Consider the following 18,016-nt stretch of genomic DNA (forward strand, 5'->3'; position numbering starts at 1 on the left):
GAAAAGCCCTTGGATGAGGTAGGTCGTTGAATAACTTAGATATCTCCCGTGCTCCTCGAGGCATTATGGCTGCAACAAATCTTGTTGCAGCCGTTGCCAAGCTTGGCGATCTGGCGGAGCGGCACTACCTTGAACTCAAGAGCTCTCTCGACCTATCTCAGAAGAAGGATAAAGAGAAGATTGCCAAGTTCATCCTTGGGGCGGCAAATCGGATGCCGGACATTGCGCAATCTGCTTTTGAGGGCGTGGCCGTCATGATCGTAGGTGTGGCCAAGGGGCAGGTTGAAGGTATTCCGCCGGTGGAGATGATGGATATCTCCAAGGTAGTGCAGAAGTTTCTCGGTGCTGACGGCCCTCGTTGGGATGTCTTATGGGTGCCGCTCGAGGACTCCACGAACCAGGTTTTGGTTGTGCTGGTTGATCCGCCAGTGGTGGGACGAGGTCCGTTTCCCTGCCGTGCTCATGGAGACTCTCTGACTGATGGAAGAGTCTATATCCGGGCAGAGGGGGAAACACGAGAGGCATCCTCGGATGAGCTGGATCTTCTTATCCAACGTGGGAACACAGCCAGTAGGCTCGACCTGGATTTCTCCGTCGAAGTGTTGGGGCAGTGTTAGCGACGCTTGAAAAGTAGCCCACTTGCGACGGTCGAAAAGTAGCCCACCGACAAGATTGGATGGGTGATTTCCGTGGAGGATTGGGCCAAGATCAGGTATCTGTGTCGGCAGGGCCTGTCGATCAGGAAAATCGCGGCTGAAGTTGGCTGCTCGAAAAAGACGGTGGAAAGGGCGTTGGCCTCAGATGCGCCGCCTGTGTACAAGAAGCGTGCAAGCACCGAAAACAGCTTCACCCCGTTTGAATCGCGGGTGCGTGCCCTGCTGGAGCAGACCCCGACGTTGCCTGCCACTGTGATCGCGCAGCGTGTGGGGTGGTGTGGGTCGATCACATGGTTTCGCGATAATGTGCGCCGCATCCGCCCCGACTACCAGCAGGCGGACCCGGTGGACACGCTGATTCACCGCCCTGGTGAGCAAATCCAGTGTGATCTGACTTTCCCCGCTGGCGGGATTCCCGACGGGACCGGGCAGAAAGTGGCGTTTCCGGTGCTGGTGATGGTGGCGTCGTATTCGAGGTTCATGGCCGCGCGTGTGCTGCCGACACGCACGACCGCAGATCTTGTTGCAGGGATGTGGGCATTGTTGTCGACATCGTTTCAGGCCGTACCTGAGCAGTTGTTGTGGGACCGAGAGACTGGAATTGGGCAAAAGGCGCTCACCCAGCCGGTGCTGTCTTTTGCTGGCATTTTGGGCACCAGGATTCAGCAGGCTCCACCTCGTGATCCGGAAACTAAAGGCGTGGTGGAGCGGGCCAACGGGTATCTGAAGTCCTCGTTTTTCCCCGGCCGCGATTTCACGTGCCCAGCAGATGCCCAACGCCAGCTCGACGAGTGGATTACTGAGGTGGCTAACCAGCGTATCCACGCGACCACAAGGAAAATTCCGGCGGTGGCTTGGACAGCCGACAAGGCGCACATGGCCGCTTTGCCGCCGTATCCCCCGCAGATCGATGTGCTACGACAGGTGCGGCTGCCACGTAACTACTACGTCGCCGTCGACGCCAACCACTATTCAGTGGATCCGCGAATGATCAACCGAATTGTCACCGTCCACGCTGGCTTGGAGCAGGTGGTCGTGCGCGCCCCGGACGGGACGATCGTCGCCCGCCACGAACGGGTGTGGGGCACACATCAGACAATCACTGACCCGATGCACGCCGCCACTGCGAAGCAGATGCGCCGCCAACTGGCCACGCCACCTGTTTCGCCGCAGGAGCTCGAGGTCGAACAGGCAGACCTGAACATTTACGACCGGCTGACCGAACTGGAGGTAGAGTCATGACCCGTCCACAACACACCACAATCGACTCCGAACTGGCGTATCTGGCCAGGGCGCTGAAGGCCCCGCGAATCGGATCAGACTATGCGACCATCGCCGAGAAGGCACGCCAAGCGTCGTGGACCTACGAGGAATACTTGGCAGCGGTGCTGTCGGTCGAAGCGTCGGCCCGGGCGGAATCCGGCGCCGCAGGCCGGATAAAAAGGGCGGGCTTTCCCCAGATTAAAACGATTGACGAGTTCGACTTTTCCACCCAGCCCGCACTCGACCGGGCCCGTATCGCCCGGTTGGAAACCGGCGGATGGATCACCGAGGCCGCAAACGTCATCTTCCTCGGCCCGCCGGGCACCGGCAAAACGCACCTGGCAACTGGGTTAGGGGTCATCGCAGCCCGGCAAGGCTACCGGGTCGCTTTCGACACCGCCGCCGGATGGATCACCCGCCTGACCCAAGCCCACAGTACAGGCGGGCTGACAACATTGTTGACCAAACTCAACCGCTACCACCTGCTCATCATCGACGAGGTGGGCTACGTCCCGATCGAGGCAGAAGCAGCGAACCTGTTCTTCCAGCTAGTGTCCAACCGATATGAGCGCGGCTCGTTGATCATGACGTCGAACCTGCCGTTTTCCCGCTGGGGCGAATGCTTCGGTGACGTCACCGTCGCCGCCGCGATGATTGATCGCATCGTCCATCACGCGGAAATCTTCACGCACACAGGCACCAGCTACCGAATCGCCGGCCGAGAAAGTGTCCTACCGTCGATCACCGCTGAACGTCAGGCAGAATAAGAAACACACGAAAATGGGCTACTTTTCAACCGTCGCAACTGGGCTACAATTCGACCGTCGCTAACAGGGCAGATTGCTGCAGTGGAGTGTGATGATACATCGACGGTGGAGGAGTACCTGACCGGTAAGAGCACGGAGCTGCTGGATGCGTTACCGAAGAAGAAGCCGAAGGTAGTGGAGAGAGCAGAACCACAGCGTGGAATCGCGGGTCTAGGTTCAATCTACTCGGTAACTGATTGGGCTGCGGACGAGGCACTACGCGTTAACAGCGTCTTGATGGAGCCGGAGGAGCGCACCGAGGAGGAGTACCGCGCAGAAATTGAAGCTTGGGAAACTCAGGTTCGCGAATCGTGGGCCGGTGCAAAAGCGAAAATAGCTGCCGGAATACTGCAGCCGGCCACCGTCAGGGTTAAGAACAACACCAGCGTATTTCTGCATGACGTGGAGCTAAGACTCCATCTCGAGGGAGATATTTCTGGCCACGACTGGGTAGAGGTTGAGTCCATCCTCACCCCCTCAGCTCTGGAACTGCCGACTCCTCCGCGACGATGGGGGCCGAAGGAGCGACAGCCCTTGGGACTAGCTCATGATCTTTCGTGGGCGAGTCAGATGGGAAACACTTCGGTGCTGATACCGTCCTCCATCAGTTACGAGAATGGAGGTTCAGTCCATCTCACGGTTGACATCGGGGATCTCCGTCCTCGGGGAGTGTTTGAATCCGAAGACAAGGAACTGGTTCTCCTGGTCAACGACAAGGAGATGAAGACAATCCACGGGACGTGGGAGATAACTGCTAGGGGCCATAACGAGGTATTTTCTGGCGAGATCAACCTACCGGTCGAAGACTACAGAGATGTTACTGAGCTGGCCCAGTTTATCCTAGAGGTTGGTAAGAAAGAATAGAATGACTATCTAATGGAGAACCGTATTGTGCCAAAAAGCATTGAACGCATTGTCGAACTCATAGAATCGCAGGCAAATATTCTCACCACTACGGGCACGGGTGGAGGTACATTTGATGATTTTGAAGCCTCCTACAAAAAGCAAGATCGGGAACTTCGTTCAGCTCTGAATTCGTTAGGCATGCGCCCACCATTTCCCTGGCGTTCCCTTTGGGAGTGGCATGGATATTACAAGCAAAACCTACCTACGTATGCCGAGCGACGTACGTGTATCCTTGACCTGCGCAATAAGGCCGAAGATCAGCTGGAGAACCTTGCGACCTCTTCGGGAGTTAGCTCTCCGGAACCAAGCTTTACGAGCGCGGTAGTTCGCCTCTCTCTTCAGGAGGCAGAACGCCAGATAGGTCAAGGTCACCCGCTCTCTGCTGTTGATCGAGTCCATACCGCCATTCACGGACACCTACGATTGCTTTGCGGAGAAGAAGGCATTACTTTTGCCAACGACGCCTCTGTTACGGCGTTGATGAAACTGCTTCGTAAGTACCATCCGGCGCTTACGACGTCCAGCCCCTACGGTGGCGAGATTGGAAAAGTTCTTAATGCAATGTCAAGCATCCTCAACGAACTAAATACCATCCGAAACAACGGCAGTATGGCACACCCTAACGAGAACCTTCTAGGCGAAGCAGAAGCAATGCTTGCCGTAAACGCTGGCCGTACGATCCTCGGTTATCTTGATGCAAAGCTGTCCGCCCCAGTAGCGGAACCGTTTACCAACTAAGCAACCAAGGATGTTCTGTGCAGTTGGTCAAGCAGAGCTATGCGATGAATCGGTAACCTACGCTATCGTCCGACTGTTCGGTAGAAGCGTCCGAATGTGCCTGCGGTGTCGGGAGGGCTTAGTAAGATCGTGAATATTGAACCGCTGACCTCGGAGTCTCGAGGCGATCGAATTCCTCCATGGTGAACTTGGCTGGGATTAGAACAGGAGCTTGCTGTGGACGACAGAACCAACGGCATTGACGAGACCACCCAGGATGATGCTGGCAGCAGCCTGGGTGGCGGTATCAACCTGGAGGATGGATGCGGCGAAGACGGGAAGCTAGACGACACCACCAAGCCCGACGAGGCCGATCAGACCTCGGAGCCCTTTCCGGATGAAGAGGCCGGCGACGACCCCGGCTCTAGCGACGAGGGGGAGGAGGCTTCCGACGGCGGTCTGGAGCCTCTGGAGGTTGAGCTAATTGTGCAGGGCAACGCGGCTATCGTCGCCGGCGGTGATGTAGCTGTGCAAGATTTCTTGAAGTCCCTCGCCGTCCCCGAAAGGAAGAGAGTAAAGCTACAATCCAAATCCCTCGGTCGACTCCGGGATCAGATGAAGAACACTGGCACCATTGCTCAGGGCCTGTCTGAGATCGCAGAGGAGTCCGGCTACTACATCAAGCTCACGAAGGAGAGTGCTGCTCTCCGTAAGGAGCACGGCTTATACGAGACCGCAGGTGGCATCACATATGCGAAGATCGCCAATTTTGAAAAGCCCGGAAAGCCTGGGAAGTGGCTAAAGGTCGACGAAAGCCTCGGCGCGCAGTTCGCCAATCCGGCTGTGCTGTCCGGACTTGGTGGCCTGATGACGCAGGCGGCCTTGGAGCAGGCGCTATCTGAGATAGCCAGCTACCTCAAGCGGATCGATACGAAGCTTGTCGATATCAGCGACACGATCAATGATGCCAATGTTTCGAACCTGATTGGCGTGCATACGGCCATCCAGAAGGAGATTCGTCGGCGAGATAGCGGGATTAGGGTAGACCAAGATACGTGGTCGAAGGTCTCTTCGTATGGCGACAAGCTGTCGGGTCCGCAAGATAACGCTTTAAGGCGGATCGGCGCCATAAGCAAGAAGTTGACGGCCTGTATCAGCATCTCTGAAGCAAACTCGGCGCTGGACTCCGCAATGCGTGACGTGGGGAATTGGCTTGTAGTCCTGGTACACGTTCGCCAGGCGGAGTTGTGGCTAGACGAACTGGAGCTGGAGTATCGCTCCAATGAAAACTCCGCTGACTACGGTAAGTACGTAGATAGTGTTCGCAAGGAGGAGATAGAAAGTCTCGCCAAGGCTAACCAGGGACTGGACAACCCTGGTAGTTGGGTGGTTTTGAAGGGCTCGGCGGCACTTGACAGCACCTCGTATATGTTGCGTGATGTCTGGTGTACAAATAGCCCGGACCTCGAAAAGGTCCGGGCTTTCGCGTTTAACCCTTCGGGCCCAGCTCCGCCTCCAGGACTTCCTGGGCCACTTTCATCGCCGACAGGGCAGCGGGAGCCCCGCAGTAGCCGCTGGCATGAATAATCGCCTCCGTGATTTCTTCCCGGGTCAGGCCGTTGGTCAGCGCTCCGCAGACGTGGCCGCGCAGTTCCTCGGTAGCGCGCAGGGCGACGAGCATGCCGATGTTGAGCAAGCTGCGGTCGCGCCGGCTGAGCCCCTCGCGGGTCCACACCGAACCCCACACCGTTGCGGTGACGTGGTTTTGCAGCTCCTCGCCATCGGAACCGGCGGCGCGGTCAAGCGCAGCGTCGACAAACGCGTCGCCCATCACTTCACGGCGTACCTTGATGCCGTCGTCGAACCTGCTGTCGCGGTGATTATTTTCCATACGGGGAAGTGTAAGCCGTTGCTAGCGCGACGATCCGAAAAAGCTGGACACGTGCGACGAGAACTCGCCGGAACCGTGCGTTTGGGACGGCGGCTCTGGAGTGGGGGCGGGTTGAGCACCGGGGACGGTGACGTAGACCGGGAACGCCGCCGGGGCGTCGATAGGCTGTTTCGCGGGGGCCATGTCCGCGCCGAGGTCCTTGGCAAAGACGAGGCGGGTCGACTCGTAGACGCGCTCGGTGTTTTCGTTGAGCTCGAACACGCGCGCGCCGCGCAGGGTGTGCTGGGCGCGGGTGCCGTCGAGAAGCCCGTAAGGCGCGAAGCCGGTGCCGGGGCAGTACCCGAGCTGGACGCCGTAGTAGTCACCGTAAAAGCTGTTGATGTGGTCATGGCCGCAGTAGATGCCCTGGACGTCGCCGCGGTCGCGCACCGCGGCGTAGATGCCGGAGTTGAAGGAACCGAAGTAAACGTCCTCATGTTTCTCGCCCACGATGCCGTGCTTCTTTTCAGCGGACAGATGGTCGATCGCCGAGCTTTTCGACGGCCCCCCGAACCACATGTCCCGGTGCTCGTACGTCGGGATGTGGAAGTACATCAAACCCGGCACCTTTTGGCCGAAGCGTTCCTCGGCTGCGCGGGAGTTCTCCAGGTACCACTCGATCTGGGCGGGCCGGATGTAATCGTAGTGCGGCATGTCGTCACCGGCCTGGTTCTGGAACTCAGCAGGCATGTAGTTGCCGGAGTCAAGCAGCCAGATCGCGAACGCCGCGCTCGCTGGGTTGGCGGCGGAGCGGACAAGCAGCTGCACGTCGGAGTGACCGAAGGCGCGGTCACCCGCCGGCGGGTTGAGGTTGTGGCGGTAGGTGCGCACGAAATCGGCCATCTGCTTCTCGTGCACGCCGGTACCCGCGTCGTCGACAGAATCCTCGTCGTGGTTGCCGAACGTGATGGCCCACGGGATGGCGCGTTCCTCCATCGGCAGGACCACGTTGTTGATCGCCTGGTAGACCTGTTCTGGGTTTTGCGGTCCACTGCTGATGACGTCGCCGTTGATCAGGGCAAAACCTGGTTTTTCCTGGTCGAGCACGCGGGCCATGAATTCAATAGTGCGCCGGTCAGTCAGGTGGTCGTCCTGGGTGTCGTTGAACTGGACAATTTTGAAGCGGCCGTCGGCGTTGAAGAAAAGGGGGAATGAGGGGTGGCCGGTTGGTTGCGCGGGCAGCTGCTGCTGGGCACCCGCCGTTGCGGTCTTCCCCGTCAACGCGGCTCCCGCCGTCACAGCAGCGATTCCGCCGCCGAGGAGGAGGTTGCGGCGGGACAGGCCCGGGTGCTGAGGCGAGTTTTCGTCCATGGCAGTCTCCGTGTGCTCCGTGAATTCGACGACGCAAACGGTAGACCCTTCGCGTGAACGTGTCAGTGACGGTACGTGAACGTTGCGTGAACCGCCTCTCGAAGACGAACGTTAGTTCGAAAGTGGCGCGGTCGGTGTCGGGGAGGGCTATACAATTTAGGCGTACCCGGAACAACGAACGAGAGGAACCCCTTGACCCCCGTTTCTGTCGCTACCTCTCCGCGCCTGATCAAGGCAATCAATACTGCCGCCTGGGCCCACCGCGACCACGTGCGCAAAGGCACCGACATCCCCTACGTATCGCACCTGTTCGGGGTGATGACTCTTGTTCGGACAGTAACTGAGGACGAAGATGTTCTCGTCGCCTCACTTCTCCACGACGCGCTCGAGGACGTGCCCGAGGAATACGGGGAGGAGCAGATGCGCGCAGACTTCGGAGACCGAGTGGTTGAGCTGGTCAGGGGTGTGACCAAGGACGGCTTTCTCCCCAGCTGGCAAGAGCGCGCGGACGCCTACCTGGCCCACCTTGCACTCGCTAATGAGGGGAGTGTACTTATCTCGGTCGCGGACAAACTGCATAACCTCATCTCCATTCTCTCCGATGTCGAGGTATACGGGGAGGACCTCTGGTCGCGCTTCAACTCCGGGAAGGAACGGCAGCAATGGTGGTACGCGTCTGTGTACGAGCTCGCTGCGGCGCGTTTGCCGGGTAACCCATTGGTAGCGGCTCTGGGTGAGAGGTTGGAAGAATTGAGACGGGTGTAGTCGTTTATGTCACAGTTGCGGAGGGTGACCGGCAATACGCATAAGCTTGCGTTCATGCATTCTCTAAATCAGTCCGGTGTGCTCTCAGCAGTGGGCCGCACGCCGTTGGTCGAGCTCGACATCGCTCCGGGTTCCCGCGTCTGGGCCAAGCTTGAGTCGTTCAACCCCGGGGGCAGCGCGAAGGATCGCACCGCGCGGGCCTTGGTGCAGGACGCTGTCGACCGAGGGGTCATCAGCGCAGGCAGTGTGGTCGTTGAGTCCAGCTCGGGAAACCTCGGTGTCTCCCTCGCCCGCGAGGCGGTCGTTGGCGGGTGGGACTTCCATTGCGTCGTGGACATGCGGACAAACGGTGCGACCCTGGCTCACATAAGGGCACTGGGGGCGACGATCCACGAGGTCACCGAACCGGATCCCGAAACGGGCGACTGGCTCGCGGCACGGCGCACCAAGGTAGCTGAGCTGGTCGAGGAGCTCGGCGCAATCAACCTCGACCAGTACTCCAACCAGGCGGCGTTTACCGCGCATAGCGAAGGGACGATGCGCGAGATCGTCGAGCAACTTGGCCACGCACCGGACATACTCGCCGTCGCGGTAAGCACGACCGGAACTGTCGGCGGGTGCATCCGTTACATTCGAGAGCACGAGCTCCCGACGCGCGTTGTCGCCGTTGACGCCGAGGGCTCCGTCTTGTTCGGCGGCGAGCGCGGTCAGCGCATCCTGCCCGGTTACGGTGCGGGTGTGGTCACAGATCTGTCGACCCGCAACGACCCGGACGAGATCATCCGGGTCACCGCTAGCGACGCGGTCGCCGCGGCGCGGAAGACAGCGCTGACAACAGGGTTCATGCCAGGGGCTTCGGGCGGAGCGGTGGCGTGGGGCGTCGATAAGCTTGCTCGGGAGAATCCGGGCGCGGAGATCGCCGCAATCTTCCACGATGACGGCCGCGCGTACCTGGACACGGTGTACAACGACGAGTGGGTCGAAAGGAACATCTCATGAAGGTAGCCATCATCGGTGCCGGTCCGCGCGGTTTGTGGGCGGCCGAAGAACTCATGGAGAGGGCGCGACAGCGCGGCGCCCGCATCGACCTCACCGTTTTCAACGACGGTCCGCTCGATAGCGTGAGTGGGCCCGGGGCGTTCCAACCAGCGGTTCCCGACGAGTGGCTGCTCAACGTGCCCGCCAGTGTGATCGAGTCCCGCCTCGGATCTTTCAACAGCTGGCGCGGCGCGGAGGATGCGTTCCCGTCGCGCCGAACGGTGGGAGAGTTCCTTGTCGCTTCGTGGCGCGCGCTGTTCGAGAATGTCCCATACGGTTGCAGCGCCGAGTTCCGCGAGTTCGCGGTCACCGAGCTCGTTCCCGACGGCGGCGGCTTCGAGGTAGGGGGCACGCTTTTCCACGAGGTGCTGCTCTGCACCGGCCACGCCCAACCGAGCCCGGTCCAAGGGGCGATCGCCGCGTATCCCCACACCAACCTGGACTCCATCTCCAGAGATGACGTAGCTCTGGTGCGCGGCGCGGCTTTGACGTTCATCGACGTCACCCGCTACGCACAGGCAAAGACCTTCTACCCGGTGACCCGTTCGGGACGGTTAATGGAAGTCAAGGCGTTCCCCACCGACGAGTCAGTGTTGGCGCCCGCTTTTCGACGTTTGGGCGACGCAATCCTCCAAAGCGGCTCGTACGGGGAATTTGTTGGTGCGCTCACCGAGGCCGCGCAAGCGGTACTCGAGGCGCAGTGCGGAGACGGTGACGTTACTGCGGTGATCAACGGTGATGATTTCACCGGTGACGCGGCGGAGGAACTGCGGGTTTCGCTGGCGGCCGCGGAGGGGCGGCGACCGTGGACGGCGGCGCTCGCCGTCGGCTACGCCTTCCGCGCTCTGTACCCGCAGATCGTCGAGCGTGCCTCGTTCGGCGGCCGCGACACGCTGGGCGGCGAGCGCTTCTATGGGCTCACACGCACCCTCGAGCGCGTGGCGTTCGGGCCGCCCCCGGAGACGGCGCGCGGGCTCGTGGCTGCGATTGACTCCGGCCGGGTCCGCACTGACGTGCTGGGCCGGGGCGGTGAGGATCTCGCCGCGCTCGCGCGGGAGGTCGGCGCCACCGTCATCGTCGATTCCGTCACCGCCTCGCCTGGCGTGGTGAAAGGGACGCTCGTGGGCAACCTCGTCGCCGCTGGCTTGGCTCAGACCTATGACGGGTCCGCGCTGATGGTTGGCCGCGACGGGACTGTCGTCGGCCAGGAACACCTCGCCGCGGCGGGCCGGATGAACGAGGGCTGGATCCTCGGCCACGACACGCTGCGCCGCGATGATCACGAGGTCATTCCAGCGTGGGCCGCCCGTGTGTCGGCCGCCGCGATGGGGCAGCCGGAGCGAGTCCACGGCGCGCCGCCGCTTACTGCACGCACGGAAAAGTGGGCCGAGGAACTGCTCGCCGACCCGGAGGCGTGCCAGCGTCTGCTGGACAACTACTCCAGCCCCGTCAATGTTCTGGACCCGGGGCCGATGGAGTCCAACATCGACGAACTAGTCTCCGCGGGCGCTAGCCGCGGGGTGGAGGTCAAGGTGTTCTTCGCCCGCAAGGCGAACAAGGGTCTCGTCTTCGTGGACACGGTCCGCGACGCGGGCCACGGCGTGGATGTCGCCAGCTTCGACGAGCTGCGCCAGGTGATCGGCCGGGGTGTGCCGGGCGAACGGATCATCGTTTCGGCTGCCATCAAGACCGACGAGCTGTTGCGTCTGGCCATCGACAATGGCGTCGTCATCTCCGCCGACAACCGCGACGAGTACGACCGGATTGCAGCCCTGGCCGGGGACAAGATCGCTTTAGTCGCACCGCGGCTTGCCCCGGATCCCGACACGATGCCGCCGACCCGCTTTGGCGAACGCCTCGATGACTGGGCCGCCCACCTGGCGGAACCTCGAGGCAACGTCCGCGTCGTGGGTGTGCACGCCCACCTGCACGGCTACGCGGCCGCCGACCGTTCGGCGGCATTGCGCGAGTGCATGGAACTCACCGACGTGCTCCGCAGCGCGGGCCACGCCCCCGAGTTCATCGACATCGGCGGCGGTGTCCCGATGAGCTACCTCGATGACGCGGAACAGTGGGCCGCCTACCAGGCGGCCATCCAAACCCAGCGCGCAGGCTACGCTGCGCCGTTCACGTGGAAGTCCGACCCGCTGACCACCACTTACCCCTATCACCAGAGGCCAACACGCGGGGAATGGCTTGAACAAGTGCTCTCCGGCGGCGTCGCAGAGGCTCTGATTGAGCGGGGCATGCGCCTGCACCTCGAGCCGGGCCGCTCGCTTCTCGACGGCTGCGGGATCATCCTCGCCCAGGTCGCCTTCGTGAAAACGCGTAGCGACGGCCTGCCTCTGGTCGGCCTGCACATGAACCGCACCCAGTGCCGCACGACTTCCGACGACTACCTCGTCGACCCGATCTTGGTGAAGCGCACCCCGCCGGGTGCGGAGGTCGAGGCGTACCTCGTCGGCGCGTACTGCATCGAGGACGAGGTGATTCTGCGCCGCCGTATCCGTTTCCCGCAGGGCGTGTCCGCCGGAGACATCATCGCCATCCCGAACACGGCTGGTTACTTTATGCACATTCTCGAGTCAGCCTCGCACCAGATCCCGCTGGCGAAGAACGTGACGTGGCCGTCGGGGGAGCTGGACGCCATCGACGTCCGCTAGTCGTTGAACCGGGCCACAGCGGCCGTGAGCTCCGCGCCCCACAACTCGGCGGGGCTGGGGCGCATGCGCTCCACCGGGCCGGAGATGGACAGGACCGCCAGCAAGGTCCCGTCTGCGTCCAGCACCGGGGCGGAGACGCTCGCGAGGCCGACCTCGCGCTCGGCGACGGATTCCGCCAGGTGGGTGGAACGAACGTGGGTGAGGTCGCTGGCGGTGAAGGATGCGTTGGAGGGGGCGTCGATACGCGAAAACGCCGCGAAGACGCGGGCCGCCGAGCCGGCAGTGAGAGGGAGCTTGGACCCGACTGGCACGGTGTAGGTCAGCCCGCTCGGGGGCTCCTCCGCGGCGATACACGTGCGGGTGTCGCCGGTGAGCACGTACAGCTGAACCGATTCGCCGGTGGCGGAGACAAGGTCGCGCATGACCGGTTCGGCTGCGGCGAGCAGGCGCGGGGACGCTTTGGAGGAGAAGCTCGCCAGCGCTGCGCCGATCGTCCACTCACCAGTGGATGTCCGGGTGAGAACTCTGTGCACCTCGAGTGCGGAAGCGATACGGTGGGTCGTCGCCCTGGGCAGGCCGGTATCCTCGCTCAACATAGCCAGTGTTTTGTCGCCTGTGGCGACGGACCGCACAATCGCGATCGCGCGGTCGAGCACCTTAATGCCGGAGTCTTCGCTATACTGTCTCACACGATGGATTCTACCATCCCGCATTTTGGGAATGTGCGGGAAAACGCTGAGGAGGAACACGATGGCTGATCAAGCCCTGACGCTCGCCGAAAAGGTGTGGCGCGACCATGTGGTGACCAAGGGAGAGGGCACGGACCCCGACCTGATCTACATCGACTTCCAGCTCCTCCACGAGGTGACCAGCCCCCAGGCCTTTGACGGCCTGCGCATGTCAGGGCGCACCATCCGCCGCCCCGAGCAGCACCTCGCCACCGAGGACCACAACGTGCCCACCCTCGGCATCAAGACCGGCAACTTGCTTGAAATCCAGGAACAGACCTCGCGCGTCCAGGTCGAGACGCTGCGCACGAACTGCGAGGAGTTCGGCGTGCGGCTGCACCCGATGGGTGATGTCAAGCAGGGCATCGTCCACACCGTGGGCCCGCAGCTCGGAATAACCCAACCCGGCATGACCATTGTGTGCGGCGACTCGCACACCTCCACCCACGGAGCATTCGGCTCCATCGCCATGGGCATCGGCACATCCGAGGTCGAGCACGTCATGGCTACCCAGACGCTCTCGCTCAAGCCGTTCAAGACGATGGCCATCGAGGTCTCCGGCGAGCTCGCCGAGGGTGTCACCGCCAAGGACCTGATTTTGGCCATCATCGCCAAGATCGGCACCAACGGCGGCCAAGGCCACATCATCGAGTACCGGGGCGAGGCCGTGCGCAAGCTCTCCATGGAGGCGCGCATGACGATTTGCAACATGTCCATCGAGGCCGGCGCCCGCGCGGGCATGGTCGCCCCGGACGACAAGACATTCGCGTATGTCAAGGGCCGCGAGTACGCACCGAAGGGCGCGGACTGGGACGCAGCAGTGGAGTACTGGAAGACCCTGCCGACCGATGAGGGCGCCCAATTCGACACCGTCGTCGAGATCGACGGCTCCGCTCTCACCCCGTTCGTCACCTGGGGCACCAACCCCGGCCAGGGCCTGCCCCTGTCCGAAACCGTGCCCGACCCGGAATCCTTCGGCGACGACACTGCGAAGCGCGCCGCGGAAAAGGCCCTGCAGTACATGGACCTGACCCCCGGCACCCCGCTGCGCGACATCAAGATCGACACCGTGTTCCTGGGCTCCTGCACCAACGCGCGCATTGAGGACTTGCGTGAGGCCGCGGCTGTGATCAAGGGCCGACGCATCGCCGAAGGCACACGCATGATGGTTGTGCCGTCCTCCGCGATGGTGAAGAAACAGGCCGAGGAGGAGGGACTCGATGCCGTGTTCACCGAGTTCGGTGCAGAATGGCGCACCGCCGGCTGCTCCATGTGCCTGGGCATGAACCCCGACCAGCTCAAGCCGGGGGAGCGTTCCGCATCCACGTCAAACCGAAACTTCGAGGGCCGCCAGGGCCCGGGCGGGCGCACCCACCTCGTGTCCCCGCTGGTGGCAGCGGCCACAGCTGTTACCGGCCACCTCTCCAGCCCCGCCGACCTCTAAGGAGTAAAGACAATGGACAAGTTCACCACGCACACCGGCGTCGGGGTCCCGCTGACCCGCTCCAACGTCGACACGGACCAGATCATCCCCGCGCGCTACCTCAAGCGCGTCTCCCGTACGGGGTTCGAGGACGGCCTATTCTCCAACTGGCGCGAGAACGAGCCCGACTTCGTGCTCAACCAGGACGCGTTCAAGGTCGGCTCCGTGCTGTTCGCCGGGCCCGACTTCGGCACCGGGTCCTCGCGCGAGCACGCCGTGTGGGCGTTGAACGATTACGGCTTCCGGGCCGTGTTCTCCCCGCGCTTCGCCGATATCTTCCGCGGTAACTCCGGTAAGGCGGGCCTGCTAGCGGGCATCATGAGCGAGTCCGACATCGAGTTAATTTGGAAGCAGCTCGAGCAGAACCCGGGCATGGAGGTTACGGTCAGCCTCGAGGACCGCACCGTCACCGCAGGCGAGAATACCACTACCTTCGACATCGACGACTACACGCGCTGGCGCCTCATGGAGGGCCTCGACGACATCGGCCTGACGCTTCGCGACGAATCGGCGATCGACACCTTTGAGGCGTCTCGCCCGGCGTTCAAGCCCAGCGTCTAGCGCACGCTTGTCGACGCCCTCGCAGCGCGCCCGAAGAACGCTGAGAAGACCTCAGCGCGTTTTCGGGCGTTTTTTGGGTGCGTTTTCGAGTTGAGGTCTTCCACAGGGGCGCGCTAAGGCGCCGGTTGTCGCAACTGTGCCAGCGCCTCGGGTGAGGATTCCTCAAGGTACGTGGTTACCGCATCGACGATGCCGTGGATGCCGGAGCCCATCCAGTCGGCGAACTGCTCGTCCGTGTACTGCCAGAGGCCGGGCAGAACGTAGGTCGCGCCGAAGGCGGTGAGGTCGCGCTTGTCGTCCTTCAACGCCACCGTCGAAGGGAATGCGTGGGCGTTGTTGTACCGCTCGACCCACTCCAGGACATTTTCGAAGCGGTCTCCCGTGATGGCGTCGACGGCGACGGTGCTCACCAGCGCAATGTTCGGCTCCGTGTAGCGGATCTCGAACGTGATACCGGAAAAAGCAGTGATCAGAGAGTATTCGCTGTCCGTCTCGTTGAACTGGTAGTGGTTGGCGCGGAAAAACTCTCGGACGCGGTCGAGATCGTTCTTGCGGGTGGGCGGGTGGGTTTCGGGGTGGGTCATTGCGTTGAATCTTTCTCTGCGAGCTGCGGCAAGCGCTTCTCCAGCTGCGCCTTGACGTGGTGGATGGCGGAGAAATAGAACTCGATCATCGCGGCGAACTGCTCGTCGCTGACGGCGCCCGACGTGAAGAAAGGCGCCTCAATGAGCACGACCGTGCTGCCGTCTTCGCGCCGAACGGGGTGCACGCGCACAAGCGGCAGGGAGCGGTTGAGCTCGTTGACCACGAGGCGGAGCTCGAGGGCGTCAGCGTTGGTGTCGCAGATGGGCAACCAACGCGCGGTCACTTTGAACCCTGCGTCTTCGACTTGGAAGAAACAGACCAGCCCGGGAAAACCGGTGCGGGTCAACCCGTCGGACTCGCCGCGGAAGTGGGTCAGGTTGAGCGTATCCAGGTGACCTTCGATGCGCTCCTGTGTCACGGGTGCAAACATGGCACTAACTCCTAGCGGACGGGGAGGGCGGAGGGCATGTAGTCGGCGCCGGTGAGGTCCTCGCCGTGGAAAGAGAGGACCCAGGCGCCTCCTTTTTTCACGTTGATGGGGGCGTCGATAGGCAACCGGCCGGAGTCCGAAAGCCACGCGATCATGTCGGGCATGATGTGGCCCTGGGCGCAGATGACGCTGGTGCCGCCGAGCTTGACCACGTTCATAAACGCCTCTTTGCACGCCACCTGGTTCTCAATCCAGGCATTGTCACCGAAGTGCTGGTCCACGGTCACGTCGAGGGCGAGCTCGTCAGCAAGAGGCGCGACGGTGGTCTGGCAGCGGTCGGGTTCGGCGGAGAAGATGCGTTCGGGGAAGAAGGGGGCGAGCATGGGCACGAGCATCTCGGATTGGCGCCGGCCCTTCTTGTCCAGGGGGCGCAAGTTGTCGTCACCGCTCCACTTCTCGCGGTCGTGGGCGCGCCCGTGTCGCACATACAAGATGCGCGAGGTTGCCGGCAGACGGAAGCGCTTCTCGGCCTTCTCCAGCACCTGGCGGTCGAGGTCGTAGGTCAGCAGCGGCTTCGCCTCGTCGAGAGGCACCCAGCGAATCTCGTCGACCTCGCTGTTGGGGGTGAACTTACCGCCGGTGACCTCGCCCGTCCAGTAGTAGACCACCTTCGTGGTGTTCTTGACCGGGTAGATCGTCTTGCCCAAGAGCTTGCCCAGGCGGACATCGTAGCCGGTCTCCTCCTTGATTTCGCGCACGGCGGTGGCCACGAGGGACTCACCCGGGTCGACCTTGCCCTTGGCCAGCGACCAGTCGTCGTAGTGCGGACGATGGATGCAGGCAACTTCAATGCTGCTGACATCCGAGACGTCACCGCGCCACAGGACCGCACCCGCGGCCAGTGTCGTTTTCGCGAACTCGCGCTCCGGGTGGCGCGGGATCTCCTGGTGGCGGCCGGTGAGGAACATTTCCCCCCGGTCGTCCTTGTCCGTCTCGTGCAGTTGCGCTGTGGAAGGTGCTGAAGACTTGGAAGCCATACGGACATTGTAGAAACAATGCGCCGCGCACCGGGCGCGAGTGCGGGTGAGCCCCGGCGCGTGTCGGAGCGGGCGTCCCGCTAATCTCGGTAGGGTGCCGAACTGACAAGGAGGACGCGATGGTTAACGTGAGCGTGATGGGTGCGGGCTCGTGGGGCACGACCCTGGCCAAGGTGTTCGCGGACGCGGGCAACGCGGTCGTGCTGTGGGCGAGGCGGGCGGAGCTCGCCAGCGCCATCAACGCCACTCGCGAAAACGCGGACTACCTTCCCGGGGTCGCGCTGCCGGCGGCGGTCTCGTCGACGCCGGACCCGCAGCTTGCCCTCGAGGGCGCCGACATCGTGGTCTTCGCGGTGCCGAGCCAGACGATGAGGGAGAATCTCACCGCATGGCGCGACTACCTCCCAGCGGATGCGACGCTGGTGTCCATCTCCAAGGGCATCGAAAAAGGCACCCACCTGCGCATGTCGCAGATCATCGGAGAAATAACCGGGGCCGACCAGGAACGCATTGCGGTGCTCACCGGCCCCAACCTCGCCCGCGAAGTGGCCGAGGAGCAGCCTGCAGCCACCGTGATCGCGTGCGCGAACCTCAACCGCGCGAAGCTGGTGCAGGCGGCGTGCGCGACGGGGTACATGCGCCCGTACACTAACGCCGACGTGGTCGGCGCGGAGTTCGGCGGCGCGTGCAAGAACGTCATTGCGCTAGCGTGCGGCATGTCGGCGGGCCTGAACTTGGGGAGCAATACCCAGGCCACCTTGATCACACGCGGCTTGGCCGAGATCACACGCCTCGGCGTCGAGCTGGGGGCGGACCCGCGCACATTCGCCGGCCTGGCGGGGATGGGCGACTTGGTGGCGACGTGCACCTCGCCGCTGTCGCGCAACCGCACGTTCGGTGCTGCGCTGAGCGACGGAGCGAGCGTGGAGGAAGCGAAAAAGGCCACCAAGGGCCAGGTCGCTGAGGGTGTCATCTCGTCGCAGTCGATCCACCAGCTCGCAGAGGAAGCCGGGGTGGACATGCCGATCACCGCCGCTGTTCACGCGGTGTGCCACGAGGGCGCCGGGGTGAAAGATGTTATTGTGGCCTTGATGGGGCGCTCGAAGAAATCGGAGTAGCGCCTTGTAGGCTTCGAGG

At 62.5% G+C, this 18,016-nt stretch carries 18 protein-coding genes; 12 read left to right on the forward strand and 6 right to left on the reverse strand.

Features of this window, described 5'->3' with window-relative positions:
- The first annotated feature begins 65 nt into the window (after window positions 1-65).
- The 6 genes from G7Y29_RS04755 to G7Y29_RS04780 all read left to right on the forward strand — a co-directional run bounded on the left by G7Y29_RS04755 (window position 66) and on the right by G7Y29_RS04780 (window position 5,935).
- Window positions 66-617 (forward strand): hypothetical protein, encoded by a 552-nt coding sequence (locus G7Y29_RS04755; RefSeq protein WP_196820183.1) that lies wholly within the window; start codon window positions 66-68, stop codon window positions 615-617.
- A 72-nt stretch (window positions 618-689) separates the two neighbouring features.
- Window positions 690-1,898: an IS21 family transposase gene (gene istA, locus G7Y29_RS04760; protein WP_196820198.1), complete on the forward strand. Its 1,209-nt coding sequence runs from the start codon at window positions 690-692 to the stop codon at window positions 1,896-1,898.
- Window positions 1,895-2,686, forward strand: a complete 792-nt coding sequence (gene istB, locus G7Y29_RS04765; RefSeq protein ID WP_165005153.1) for an IS21-like element helper ATPase IstB — start codon at window positions 1,895-1,897, stop codon at window positions 2,684-2,686. The genes istA and istB overlap by 4 nt, the downstream gene beginning before the upstream one ends.
- 105 nt (window positions 2,687-2,791) lie before the next feature.
- Window positions 2,792-3,589, forward strand: a complete 798-nt coding sequence (locus G7Y29_RS04770; RefSeq protein WP_165004674.1) for a hypothetical protein — start codon at window positions 2,792-2,794, stop codon at window positions 3,587-3,589.
- A 12-nt stretch (window positions 3,590-3,601) separates the two neighbouring features.
- Entirely contained in the window at window positions 3,602-4,369 is a 768-nt protein-coding gene (locus G7Y29_RS04775) for an abortive infection family protein (protein ID WP_165004676.1), read from the forward strand.
- A gap of 216 nt (window positions 4,370-4,585) precedes the next feature.
- Window positions 4,586-5,935 (forward strand): hypothetical protein, encoded by a 1,350-nt coding sequence (locus tag G7Y29_RS04780; RefSeq protein ID WP_165004678.1) that lies wholly within the window; start codon window positions 4,586-4,588, stop codon window positions 5,933-5,935.
- Here the strand turns inward: G7Y29_RS04780 and G7Y29_RS04785 are convergent.
- Both G7Y29_RS04785 and G7Y29_RS04790 read right to left on the reverse strand, forming a co-directional pair.
- Window positions 5,838-6,239 carry a carboxymuconolactone decarboxylase family protein gene (locus tag G7Y29_RS04785; protein ID WP_165004680.1) on the reverse strand — a complete coding sequence of 134 codons (402 nt, stop codon included), beginning with the start codon at window positions 6,237-6,239 and terminating at the stop codon, window positions 5,838-5,840. The genes G7Y29_RS04780 and G7Y29_RS04785 overlap by 98 nt on opposite strands.
- Before the next feature lie 21 nt (window positions 6,240-6,260).
- Window positions 6,261-7,589, reverse strand: a complete 1,329-nt coding sequence (locus G7Y29_RS04790; RefSeq protein ID WP_165004682.1) for a metallophosphoesterase family protein — start codon at window positions 7,587-7,589, stop codon at window positions 6,261-6,263.
- Window positions 7,590-7,781: 192 nt separating this feature from the next.
- On the opposite strand from G7Y29_RS04790, the gene G7Y29_RS04795 reads away from it, so the two are divergent.
- From G7Y29_RS04795 to G7Y29_RS04805, 3 genes are read left to right on the forward strand one after another with little or no spacing between them, the layout of a single operon-like run.
- Window positions 7,782-8,354, forward strand: a complete 573-nt coding sequence (locus G7Y29_RS04795) for an HD domain-containing protein (RefSeq protein WP_165004684.1) — start codon at window positions 7,782-7,784, stop codon at window positions 8,352-8,354.
- 54 nt (window positions 8,355-8,408) lie between these two features.
- A complete protein-coding gene (locus G7Y29_RS04800; protein ID WP_165004686.1) occupies window positions 8,409-9,353 on the forward strand; it encodes a pyridoxal-phosphate dependent enzyme in 945 nt (314 codons plus the stop codon).
- A complete protein-coding gene (locus G7Y29_RS04805; RefSeq protein ID WP_165004688.1) occupies window positions 9,350-12,055 on the forward strand; it encodes an FAD/NAD(P)-binding protein in 2,706 nt (901 codons plus the stop codon). Before G7Y29_RS04800 ends, G7Y29_RS04805 begins: the two co-directional genes overlap by 4 nt.
- On the opposite strand, the gene G7Y29_RS04810 is transcribed toward G7Y29_RS04805, so the two are convergent.
- Window positions 12,052-12,768: an IclR family transcriptional regulator gene (locus G7Y29_RS04810; protein ID WP_165004690.1), complete on the reverse strand. Its 717-nt coding sequence runs from the start codon at window positions 12,766-12,768 to the stop codon at window positions 12,052-12,054. The two genes, G7Y29_RS04805 and G7Y29_RS04810, sit on opposite strands and share 4 nt — an antisense overlap.
- A 37-nt stretch (window positions 12,769-12,805) precedes the next feature.
- Between G7Y29_RS04810 and leuC the strand changes: the two genes are divergently transcribed.
- Complete coding sequence (gene leuC, locus G7Y29_RS04815; protein ID WP_165004692.1) at window positions 12,806-14,227, forward strand: 3-isopropylmalate dehydratase large subunit; 1,422 nt, start codon at window positions 12,806-12,808, stop codon at window positions 14,225-14,227.
- 12 nt (window positions 14,228-14,239) lie between these two features.
- The gene (leuD, locus tag G7Y29_RS04820; RefSeq protein ID WP_165004694.1) at window positions 14,240-14,827 is read left to right on the forward strand and encodes a 3-isopropylmalate dehydratase small subunit; all 588 of its coding nucleotides are present in this window, start codon (window positions 14,240-14,242) and stop codon (window positions 14,825-14,827) included.
- 113 nt (window positions 14,828-14,940) lie between these two features.
- Here the strand turns inward: leuD and G7Y29_RS04825 are convergent, their stop codons facing one another.
- From G7Y29_RS04825 to G7Y29_RS04835, 3 genes are read right to left on the reverse strand one after another with little or no spacing between them, the layout of a single operon-like run.
- Complete coding sequence (locus G7Y29_RS04825) at window positions 14,941-15,411, reverse strand: hypothetical protein (protein WP_165004696.1); 471 nt, start codon at window positions 15,409-15,411, stop codon at window positions 14,941-14,943.
- The gene (locus tag G7Y29_RS04830) at window positions 15,408-15,842 is read right to left on the reverse strand and encodes a YbjN domain-containing protein (protein WP_165004698.1); all 435 of its coding nucleotides are present in this window, start codon (window positions 15,840-15,842) and stop codon (window positions 15,408-15,410) included. Before G7Y29_RS04830 ends, G7Y29_RS04825 begins: the two co-directional genes overlap by 4 nt.
- Before the next feature lie 11 nt (window positions 15,843-15,853).
- Window positions 15,854-16,879 (reverse strand): NUDIX hydrolase, encoded by a 1,026-nt coding sequence (locus tag G7Y29_RS04835; protein ID WP_165004700.1) that lies wholly within the window; start codon window positions 16,877-16,879, stop codon window positions 15,854-15,856.
- A 119-nt stretch (window positions 16,880-16,998) separates the two neighbouring features.
- On the opposite strand from G7Y29_RS04835, the gene G7Y29_RS04840 reads away from it, so the two are divergent.
- Window positions 16,999-17,997, forward strand: a complete 999-nt coding sequence (locus G7Y29_RS04840; RefSeq protein ID WP_165004702.1) for an NAD(P)H-dependent glycerol-3-phosphate dehydrogenase — start codon at window positions 16,999-17,001, stop codon at window positions 17,995-17,997.
- The last annotated feature ends 19 nt before the right edge of the window (window positions 17,998-18,016 follow it).

It is taken from the genome of Corynebacterium qintianiae (assembly GCF_011038645.2).
Taxonomy (GTDB): Bacteria; Actinomycetota; Actinomycetes; order Mycobacteriales; family Mycobacteriaceae; genus Corynebacterium; species Corynebacterium qintianiae.

Bases quoted from the DNA above. Each gene is read 5' to 3' on its own strand.
- G7Y29_RS04835 (WP_165004700.1), bottom strand. From the start codon at position 16,879: ATGGCTTCCAAGTCTTCAGCACCTTCCACAGCGCAACTGCACGAGACG.
- leuC (WP_165004692.1), top strand. From the start codon at position 12,806: ATGGCTGATCAAGCCCTGACGCTCGCCGAAAAGGTGTGGCGCGACCAT.
- G7Y29_RS04840 (WP_165004702.1), top strand. From the start codon at position 16,999: ATGGTTAACGTGAGCGTGATGGGTGCGGGCTCGTGGGGCACGACCCTG.
- G7Y29_RS04790 (WP_165004682.1), bottom strand. From the start codon at position 7,589: ATGGACGAAAACTCGCCTCAGCACCCGGGCCTGTCCCGCCGCAACCTC.
- istB (WP_165005153.1), top strand. From the start codon at position 1,895: ATGACCCGTCCACAACACACCACAATCGACTCCGAACTGGCGTATCTG.
- G7Y29_RS04805 (WP_165004688.1), top strand. From the start codon at position 9,350: ATGAAGGTAGCCATCATCGGTGCCGGTCCGCGCGGTTTGTGGGCGGCC.
- G7Y29_RS04785 (WP_165004680.1), bottom strand. From the start codon at position 6,239: ATGGAAAATAATCACCGCGACAGCAGGTTCGACGACGGCATCAAGGTA.
- G7Y29_RS04800 (WP_165004686.1), top strand. From the start codon at position 8,409: ATGCATTCTCTAAATCAGTCCGGTGTGCTCTCAGCAGTGGGCCGCACG.
- G7Y29_RS04775 (WP_165004676.1), top strand. From the start codon at position 3,602: ATGGAGAACCGTATTGTGCCAAAAAGCATTGAACGCATTGTCGAACTC.
- G7Y29_RS04830 (WP_165004698.1), bottom strand. From the start codon at position 15,842: ATGTTTGCACCCGTGACACAGGAGCGCATCGAAGGTCACCTGGATACG.
- G7Y29_RS04755 (WP_196820183.1), top strand. From the start codon at position 66: ATGGCTGCAACAAATCTTGTTGCAGCCGTTGCCAAGCTTGGCGATCTG.
- G7Y29_RS04825 (WP_165004696.1), bottom strand. From the start codon at position 15,411: ATGACCCACCCCGAAACCCACCCGCCCACCCGCAAGAACGATCTCGAC.
- leuD (WP_165004694.1), top strand. From the start codon at position 14,240: ATGGACAAGTTCACCACGCACACCGGCGTCGGGGTCCCGCTGACCCGC.
- G7Y29_RS04810 (WP_165004690.1), bottom strand. From the start codon at position 12,768: ATGCGGGATGGTAGAATCCATCGTGTGAGACAGTATAGCGAAGACTCC.